This window comes from Streptomyces tateyamensis (assembly GCF_003205575.1).
In the GTDB taxonomy this organism is placed as follows: Bacteria; Actinomycetota; Actinomycetes; order Streptomycetales; family Streptomycetaceae; genus Kitasatospora; species Kitasatospora tateyamensis.
Genome location: NZ_PYBW01000059.1, coordinates 1 through 9,801, shown reverse-complemented (window position 1 = coordinate 9,801; position 9,801 = coordinate 1). Strand labels below are relative to the sequence as shown.

Annotated in this window: 2 protein-coding genes; both read right to left on the bottom strand. The window is 73.4% G+C overall.

All coding sequences use genetic code 11. The features are described from left to right. A partial coding sequence (locus tag C7C46_RS18600; protein WP_146259123.1) for a type I polyketide synthase occupies nucleotides 1-7,317 on the bottom strand: 7,317 nt, incomplete at its 3' end. A gap of 60 nt (nucleotides 7,318-7,377) precedes the next feature. Then, a partial coding sequence (locus C7C46_RS18595) for an SDR family NAD(P)-dependent oxidoreductase (RefSeq protein WP_146259122.1) occupies nucleotides 7,378-9,801 on the bottom strand: 2,424 nt, incomplete at its 5' end.

Sequence of the window (9,801 nt, the reverse complement as noted above, 5' to 3'; positions counted from 1 at the left end):
GACGGTGCCGCGTACATGGTTGACCCAGTAGTCGACGGACGCTACATCATTGACCAGGGGAATCAACGGTTGATTGATGGTCAACCCGTCAACCACCGCACGGAACTCGTCCAGCATCGGATCCATCAGTGACGAGTGGAACGCGTGGGAGACCGTCAACCGCTTGGTACGACGATCCGCAAAGTGCTCAGCAACCCGCTCGATGTCCGCCTCGGGACCGGACAGCACCACCGCACGCGGACCGTTCACCGCAGCGATATCCACACCGAGGCCGGTAACCTCCTCCTCGGTGGCCTCCACCGCCAGCATCGCCCCACCCGCGGGCAGGGCCTGCATCAGGCGGCCACGCGCGGTCACCAGCTTCGCAGCATCCTCCAACGAGAACACCCCAGCGACGTGCGCAGCCGCGATCTCACCGATGGAGTGACCCGCCAGATAATCCGGCTTAACCCCCCACGACTCCAGCAGCCGGAACAACGCCACCTCGAACGCGAAGATCGCCGGCTGCGCGAACTGCGTCTGGTTCAACTCCTCATCGCTGCCCAGGTCCAGATGCTGCGCAAGCTCCTCCCACGCCGCCGCAAACACCGGGAACGCAGCCGCCAATTCGCGGCCCATCCCCACCCGCTGGCTGCCCTGCCCCGTGAACAGGAACGCCGTCCCCCCGCCAGCCCGAGCCAAGCTCGCACCCCGACCCTCGGCCACCGCCGCCAGCGCGGCCAGCAGCTCTTCGCGGGTGCGGCCGACCGCCACCGCGCGGTGCTCCAGCCGGGCGCGCCGGGTCGCCAGCGTGTACGCCACGTCCAGCGGCACGAACTCGGTGTCCGTCAGCTCGGCCGCCAGCCGCTGCGCCTGGGCCCGCAGCGCCTCCGGGGTCTTGCCCGAAAGGACCCACGGCACCGTCACCGGCGCGGCCTCGACCACGGGTGCGGCGGCCTCGGCGGGCGCCTGCTCGATGATCACGTGGGCGTTGGTGCCGCTGATACCGAAGGACGAGACGCCCGCCCGGCGCGGCCGGCCAAGTTCGGGCCAGGGACGGGACTCGGTGAGCAGCTCGATGTTGCCCGCCGCCCAGTCCACGTGCGGGGTCGGCTCGTCCACGTGCAGAGTCTTCGGCAGCACCGCGTGCCGGATCGCCTCGACCACCTTGATGATGCCCGCGACACCGGCCGCCGCCTGGGTGTGGCCCATGTTCGACTTGATCGAGCCGAGCCACAGCGGCTGGTCGCCCGGACGGTCCTGCCCGTAGGTGGCCAACAGGGCCTGCGCCTCGATCGGGTCGCCCAGCGTGGTCCCGGTTCCGTGCGCCTCCACCAGGTCGACCTGGTCCACCGTCAACCGGGCGTTGGCCAGCGCCTGCCGGATCACCCGCCGCTGCGAGGGACCGTTGGGCGCAGTCAGCCCGTTGGACGCACCGTCCTGGTTGACCGCCGTGCCCTTGACGATCGCCAGCACCGGGTGCCCGTTCTTCCGGGCGTCCGAGAGCCGCTCGACCAGCAGCATGCCGACGCCCTCGCCCCAGGCGGTCCCGTCGGTGGCCGCAGCGAAGGACTTGGCGCGGCCGTCGTGCGCCAGGCCCTTCTGCCGGCTGAACTCCACGAAGACCTCGGGCGTGGCCATCACGGCGACGCCGCCGGCCAGGGCCAGCGAGCACTCGCCGCTGCGCAGCGCCTGCACCGCCAGGTGCAGGCCGACCAGCGAGGAGGAGCAGGCGGTGTCGATGGTGACCGCCGGGCCTTCCAGGCCGAAGACGTAGGAGATCCGGCCCGAGGCGATGGCGCCGGTGCTGCTGTTGGCCGCGTAGTCGTGGTACATCATCCCGGCGAACACGCCGGTGTTGGAGCCCTTGAGCGTCCCCGGGTCGATACCCGCCCGCTCGAACGCCTCCCAGGAGGCTTCGAGCAGCAGGCGCTGCTGCGGGTCCATGATCAGTGCCTCGTTCGGCGAGATCCCGAAGAACGCCGGGTCGAACTCGGCCGCCTCGTGCAGGAATCCGCCCTGACGGGTGTAACTGGTGTTCGGGCGCTCGGCGGTGGGGTCGTAGAGCCGCTCCAGGTCCCAACCGCGGTCAGCGGGGAACTCGCTGATCGCGTCCACCCCGTCGGCCACCAGCTGCCACAGGCCATCGGGCGTGCTCACACCGCCCGGGTAGCGGCAGGCCATGCCGACGATCGCGATCGGCTCGTCGCCGTCGACCGTGGTGGCCACCGCGGCTGCTGCCGCCTCGCCGGTGCCCCAGACCTCGTCGAGCAGGTAGCGGGCGAGCACGGCCGGGTTCGGGTAGTCGAAGACCAGGGTCGCGGGCAGCCGCATGCCGACCGCCTCGCCGAGCGCGTTGCGGAACTCCACCGCGGACAGCGAGTCGAAGCCGACCTCGCTGAAGGCGCGCTCCGGCTCGACCGCCCGGCCGGAGCCGAAGCCGAGCACCCGGGCCACCTCGTCCTGGACCAACTCCAGCAGTGCGGCGGTTCGTTCGGCCTCACCGAGGCCGGCCAGCCTGGTGCGAAGAGCGCCGGTGTCGGCGCGGTTGCTCGCGGTGCGGCGGCGCACTGCCGGGACCAGGCCGCGGAACAGGTCGGACAGTTCGTCGCCCTGGGCGCGCAGTGCGGCCAGGTCCAGGTTGACCGGGACCACGGCGGCGGGCTCCGCAGCGGCAGCCGCGTCGAACAGCGCCAGCCCCTCCTCCGGCGCGAGTGCGATCATGCCGCCGCGGGACAGCCGGGACCGGTCGGAGCCGGCCAGCGAGCCCGCCATGCCGCCGTCCTGCGCCCAAAGACCCCAGGCCAGCGACTGCGCGGGCAGGCCCTGGGCGCGGCGGTGGGTGGCCAGCGCGTCCAGGAAGGCATTGGCGGCCGCGTAGTTGCCCTGGCCGGGTGCACCGAGCAGGCCGGCCGCCGAGGAGAACAGGACGAAGCCGGTGAGCTCCGACTCCCTGGTCAGCTCGTGCAGGTTGAGCGCGGCATCCACCTTCGGGCGCAGCACGGCAGCCAGCCGCTCGGGGGTGAGCGAGCCGATCACCCCGTCGTCCAGCACCCCGGCCACATGCACGACGGCGCGCGGCGCGGTCTCGGCCAGCAGCTCTGCGACAGCTTGACGGTCAGTCACATCACAGGCCACCACCTTGACCTGGGCGCCGAGCTCGGTCAGCTCGGCGGCCCCGGCGGCAGCCGGGCCCGAGCGGCTGACCAGGACCAGTTCGCGCACCCCGTGCGCGGTGACCAGGTGGCGGGCCAGCAGTCGGCCCAGGGTGCCGGTGGCACCGGTGACCAGCACCGGTCCCGCGCCGAACTCGGCGGCGGGCACGGTCTCCTCGGTGGCGGTCGGGACCCGGACCAGGCGCGGCGCGTGCACCACCCCGGACCGGACCGCGACCTGGGACTCGCCGGCCGCCACCAGCACGGCGGGGTCCAGCGCGGAGGCGGAGTCCAGGTCGGCCAGCAGCAGGCGGCCCGGGTTCTCCGAGTTGGCCGAGCGGACCAGACCCGCCACGGCGGCGGCAGCCAGGTCGGTGACGTCCTCGCCGGGGAGCGCGACCGCGCCCCGGGTCACCACCAGCAGGCGGGAGTCGGCCAGCCGGTCGTCGGCCAACCAGCTCTGCACGGCGGTCAGCGCCTCGGCGGTGGCCCGGTGCACGTCGGCGGCGGTGTTGCCGCCGGTCACCTGGAGCACCACCACCTCGGGGGCCTGGGTGCCGAGGTCGCGCCAGTCGGCCGAACTCACCGCCGGTGCCTGACCGACCGTCACCGGGGACCAGCCGACCTGGAACAGCGAGTCGTGGAACGCCGTCCGCGCGGCGGCGAGTTGGCCGGTGTCCACCGGCCGCAGCACCAGCGAGCCGACGGTGGCAACCGGCCGGCCGGCCGGGTCGCAGATCGCCAGCGTGATCGTGCCCTCGCCCTTGGGGGTGAGCCGGACCCGCAGCGCCGAGGCGCCGGTGGCGTGCAGCCGGACCCCGGACCAGGCGAACGGCAGCACGGCCTGCTCGCCGATCGCGCCGGTGAAGGCGACGCCGTGCAGCGAGGCGTCCAGCAGCGCCGGGTGCAGGCCCATCCGGTGCGCCTGCGGCTGGGCGGCCTCGGGCAGGGAGACCTCGGCGTAGACCGCGCCGTCGAGCGTCCAGGCCGCGTGCAGGCCCTGGAAGACCGGGCCGTAGCCGAGACCGGTGGCAGCCAGGGTCGGGTAGAAGTCGGCCAGCTCGACCGGGGTGGCACCAACTGGGGGCCAGGCGGTCAGCTCGGTGCCGGGAGTGCCGACGGGTGCGACCGCGACCAGGCCGGTCACGTGCAGGGTCCACGGCTGCTCGGTCGGGGCGTCCTGCGGGCGCGAGTAGATGGTCAGGGGACGGGCGTCGGTCGCGTCGGGGGCGCCGACCACCACCTGGAGCTGGACCGCGCCGCGCTCCGGCAGGATCAGCGGGGCCTGCAGGGTCAGCTCCTCCAGCAGGTCGCAGCCGACCTGGTCGCCGGCTCGGACGGCCAGTTCGACGAAACCGGTGCCCGGGAAGATCACCGCGCCGCCGACCGCGTGGTCGGCCAGCCAGGGGTGGGTGGCGAGCGAGAGGCGACCGGTCAGTACGGCGCCGTCGGAGTCGGCGAGAGCTACCGCGGCGCCGAGCAGCAAGTGGTCGGTGGCGTCCAGACCGGCCGAGGAGACGTCGCTGCCGGCGAGTTCGGCGTCCAGCCAGTAGCGGCGGTTCTCGAATGCGTAAGTGGGCAGCTCGACCCGCTGGGCGCCACGACCTGCGTAGAAGGCTCGCCAGTCCACCGGCACGCCGACGACGTGCAGTTGGGCCAAGGCGGCGACCGCGGTGGCGGTCTCGTCGCGGTCGCGGCGAGCGGTGGCGATGAAGGACAGGGCGGGGTCGTCCAGGCCCATGGGGGTCAGGGCGGCGTCGGGGCCGACCTCCAGGAAACGGGTCACCCCGTTGGACGCGAGGGTGGTCAACGCATCCGCGAACCTGACGGTGCCGCGTACATGGTTGACCCAGTAGTCGACGGACGCTACATCATTGACCAGGGGAATCAACGGTTGATTGATGGTCAACCCGTCAACCACCGCACGGAACTCGTCCAACATCGGATCCATCAGTGACGAGTGGAACGCGTGAGAGACCGTCAACCGCTTCGTACGACGATCCGCAAAGCGCTCCGCAACCCGCTCGATGTCCGCCTCGGGACCGGACAGCACCACCGCACGCGGACCGTTCACCGCCGCGATATCCACACCGAGACCGGCAACCTCGGCCTCGGTTGCCTCCACCGCCAGCATCGCCCCACCCGCGGGCAGTGCCTGCATCAGGCGACCACGCGCCGTGACCAGCTTCGCGGCATCCTCCAACGAGAACACCCCAGCCACATGCGCAGCCGCAATCTCACCGATCGAGTGACCCGCCAGATAATCCGGCTTCACACCCCACGACTCCAACAACCGGAACAACGCCACCTCGAACGCAAAGATCGCCGGCTGCGCGAACTGCGTCTGGTTCAACTCCTCGTCAGAACCCAGGTCAAGATGCTGCGCAAGCTCATCCCACGCCGCCGCGAACACCGGGAACGCAGCCGCCAGCTGACGGCCCATCCCCACCCGCTGACTGCCCTGACCCGTGAACAGGAACGCCGTCAGTCCGGTGCCGATCGCGCCGCGCACCACGTCGGCCGTCGCGCGGCCCTCGGCGAGCGCGTCCAGTGCCGCCAGGGTGGCGGCCCGGTCGCCGCCGAGCAGCACCGCGCGGTGGTCCAGCGCGGCACGCCCGGTGGCCAGCGAGTAGCCCACGTCGACCAGGTCGAGCGCCTCGTCCGCACGCAGCCGTTCGGCCAGCTTGGCGGCCTGCCCGGCCAGCGCCTCGGGGGTGCGGGCCGCCAGCGGCAGCGGCAGGGCGGCAGGGCGCACCGGGGCGCTGACCGGCTCCGCCGCCACCGGCTCGGCGGCCGGCGCCTCCTCGATGATCACGTGCGCGTTGGTCCCGCTGACGCCGAACGAGGAGATGCCCGCCCGGCGGGCCTGCTCGCCGTTGCGCTGCCACTCCCGGGCCTCGGTGAGCAGCCTGACCTGTCCGGCCGACCAGTCGACCTGCGATGACGGCTGGTCGACGTGGAGGGTGCGGGGCAGCACACCGTGCTGCAGGGCCTGGACCATCTTGATGATCCCGGCCACGCCCGCCGCGGCCTGCGCATGCCCGATGTTGGACTTGAACGAGCCGAGCCAGAGCGGCCGTTCGGGCGACCGGTCCTGGCCGTAGGTGGCGAGCAGTGCCTGGGCCTCGATCGGGTCACCCAGTACCGTGCCGGTCCCGTGCCCCTCGACCACGTCGATCTGACCGGACGTCAGCCGGCTGTCCGCCAGCGCGGCCCGGATCACCCGCTGCTGGGCGGGGCCGTTGGGAGCGGTCAGGCCGTTGGACGCACCGTCCTGGTTGATCGCCGACCCGCGCACGATCGCCAGCACCGGGTGCCCGTTGCGCCGCGCATCCGAGAGCCGCTCGACCAGCAGGACACCCGCGCCCTCGGCCCAGCTGGTGCCGTCGGCCGCCTCGGCGAAGGCCTTGATCCGGCCGTCGGCGGCCAGGCCCTTCTGCTTGCTGAACGCGATGAACGGACCGGGGGTGGACATCACCATCACACCGCCGGCCAGCGCCAGCGTGCACTCGCGCCGGCGCAGCGCCTGGGCGGCCAGGTGCAGCGCGACCAGCGAGGAGGAGCAGGCGGTGTCCACCGTGACCGCCGGGCCCTCCAGGCCCAGGGTGTAGGAGACCCGGCCCGCGATCACCGCGGAGGCGGTGGCGGTGGCCCGGTAGGCGCCCGAGGCCTCGGGTGCCTCGTCCAGCACGTTGGCGTAGTCCTGGATGCCGGACCCGGTGAAGACGCCGACCGGCGCACCGTGCAGGGACTCCGGATCGAGGCCGGCCCGCTCAAGCACCTCCCAGGAGACCTCCAGCATCAGCCGCTGCTGGGGGTCCATCGCGGCCGCCTCGCGCGGCGAGATGCCGAACAGCACCGGGTCGAACTGCGCGGCCTCGTGCACGAATCCGCCGTGGCTGACGTAACTCGTCTCGGCGCCGCCGGAATCGGCGTTCAGCAGCGAGTCCAGCGGCCAGCCGCGGTCGGTCGGGAACGGCGAGACGGCGTCGACGCCGTCCGCGACCACCCGCCACAGGTCCTCCGGCGACTGGATGCCGCCCGGGTAACGGCAGGCCATCGCCACGATGGCGATCGGCTCCTGGTCCCCGGCCTCGACCTCCTGCAGCCGACGGCGGGTCTGGGCCAGGTCGGCGGTGACCCGCTTGAGGTAGTCGAGGAGCTTGCCGTCGTCGTTCGCCATCTCACAGCATCCTTTTAGTTCCGTTGGCCGAACAGAGTGCGGGACCGGTCACGTGCCGGATCAGGCGAGTCCGAGCTCTTTGTCGATGAAGTCGAAGAGGTCGTCGGCGCTGGCGGCTTCCAGTTGTTCGCCGACGTCGCTTCCGTTGGCCGCGCCGATCGCCTCGTTCAGGCGGCCGAGCAGCGTCTGCAGGCGGGACGGGATCCGGTGGCGGTCCAGCTCGGCCGGGTCCAGCGCGGTCACCGCCTCCTCCAGCCGGTCGAGTTCGGCCAGCAGGGTGAGTGCCGAGGAGGCGGGCCCACCGGGGCAGAGCTCGGCGCGCAGGTGCTCGGCCAGCGCGTGCGGGGTGGCGTAGTCGAAGACCAGGGTGGCGGGCTGCTTGCGGCCGACCGCCGCGCTCAGCCGCTTGCCGAAGTCGGCGGCGGCCACCGAGTCGAAGCCGAGGTCCTCGAAGGCCCGGCCGGCGTCGACGGCGGCGCCGTCCTGGTAGCCGAGCACGGCAGCCACCTCGCCGCGCACCACGTCCAGCACCGCGCGGGACTGCTCGGCCTCGGGCAGGCCGGCCAGCCGGTCGGCCAGCGAGTTCGACGAACTGGCGGGCTCGTCGGTGGCCAGCGCGGCCCGGACCTCGGGCAGCGCGTCCAGCAGCGGGCGCGGGCGGGCCAGGGTGTAGGTCGGGGCGAACCGCGGCCAGTCGAACTCGGCCACCACCAGGTGGCTCTCGTCGCGGGCCAGGGCCTGACGCAGCGCGTCCAGGGCCAGGTCGGGGGCCATCGCGGGAGCGCCGATCCGCTCCAGAACGGCGCGCAGCTCGGGACCGACCATGCCGCCGTCCCAGGAGCTCCAGGCGATCGCGGTGGCGGCCAGACCGCGGGCCCGGCGCTGGTGGGCGAGGGCGTCCAGGTAGGCGTTGGCGCTGGCGTACCCGGCCTGCCCGGCGCTGCCCCAGACGGCGGCGCCGGAGGAGAAGAGCACGAAGGCGGCCAGTTCGGTGTCGCCGAGCAGCTCGTCCAGGTGGCGGGCGCCCTGGATCTTGGCGTGGCCCACCTCGGCGAACTCGTCCAACGTCAACTCCTCCAGCGGGGCGAGGCGTTGGGCTACACCAGCGGCATGGACCACGGCGGTCAGCGGGTACTGGGCCGGGACGGCGGCGAGCAGTTCGGCAACCGCCGCGCGGTCGGCCACGTCGCACGCGGCCACCGTCACCTCGGCGCCGAGCCCGCGCAGCTGTTCGGCCAGTTCGGCCGCGCCCTCGGCGGCCAGGCCGCGACGGCTGGTCAGCAGCAGGTGCTCGGCGCCCTGCTCGGCGAGCATCCGGGCCACGTGCGCACCCAGGCCGCCGGTGCCGCCGGTGATCAGCGTGGTGCCGGTCGGGCGCAGGTCGGCGGCCTCGCTGCGCGGGTCGGCCGCGACGGGGTGGCGGACCAGTCGACGGCCGTACACCCCCTGGGCACGGACCGCGAGTTGGTCCTCGTCGTCGGTTGCGGCCAATGCACCGGCCAGGCGGCGCACGGCGACCGCGTCCGGCTCGGCGGGCAGGTCGAGCAGGCCGCCCCAGTGCGCGGGCCGCTCCAGTGCGAGGCCGATGCCCAGACCCCAGACCGCCGCCTGGTACGGGTGTACCAGTTCGGCGGAGCCGGCCACCGCGACCGCGCCGGTGGTCACCACCCAGAAGCGGGAGGCGAGTTCGGCGTCGACCACGGCCTGGGCGAGCGTGACGGTGACGGCGCAGCCGAGCGAGAGGGCAGGGTGCTCGGGGTGTGGGCGGTCGTCCAGGGCGAGCAGCGAGAGCAGGCCGGCGGGGACCTCAGGGGCGGTGGCGGTGGCAGCGCGTAGCTGGGCGGTGAGGGCCGCCCGGTCGGCGGTGGGGTCGACCGGCAGCACCTGGACCGGGACGCCCTGCTCGGCCAGCCCGGTCAGCACGGCCACGACCAGCGGGTGCTCTGCCTGCTCGGCCGGCGCGCCGGGGACGGCCGGGACGGCGACCAGCCAGCTTCCGGAAGGGGACGCAGACTGGCGGTCGGTCAGCTGCTGCCAGTCGATCCGGTAGCGCCAGGAATCCAGCTTGGCCTGCCGCTGCCCGCGTCGGCGCCAGGCAGCGATCGCGGGCAGCACCGCACCGGCGGCCTCGGCGTCGACGCCCAGCCGCTCGGCGAGCGCGGCCGGGTCCTCCTGCTCCAGCACCTGCCAGAGCGCGGTGTCCACTGGGTCGGCCGCACCCGGCAGAGCCACGGGGCCTGGGGCCGGGTCGTGCTCCAGCCAGTAGTAGCGGCGCTGGAAGGCGTAGGTGGGCAGGTCGACCCGGCGGGCGCCGGTGCCGGCGAAGAAGGCGGCCCAGTCGACGCCGGCGCCGTTCGCGTGCAGGGCGCCGAGGCCGGCGAGCAGTTCGCGCACCTCGTCGCGGTCGCGGCGGGTGGTGGCGATGAACGACAGGGCGGGGTCGTCCAGGCCCATGGGGGTCAGGGCGGCGTCGGGGCCGACCTC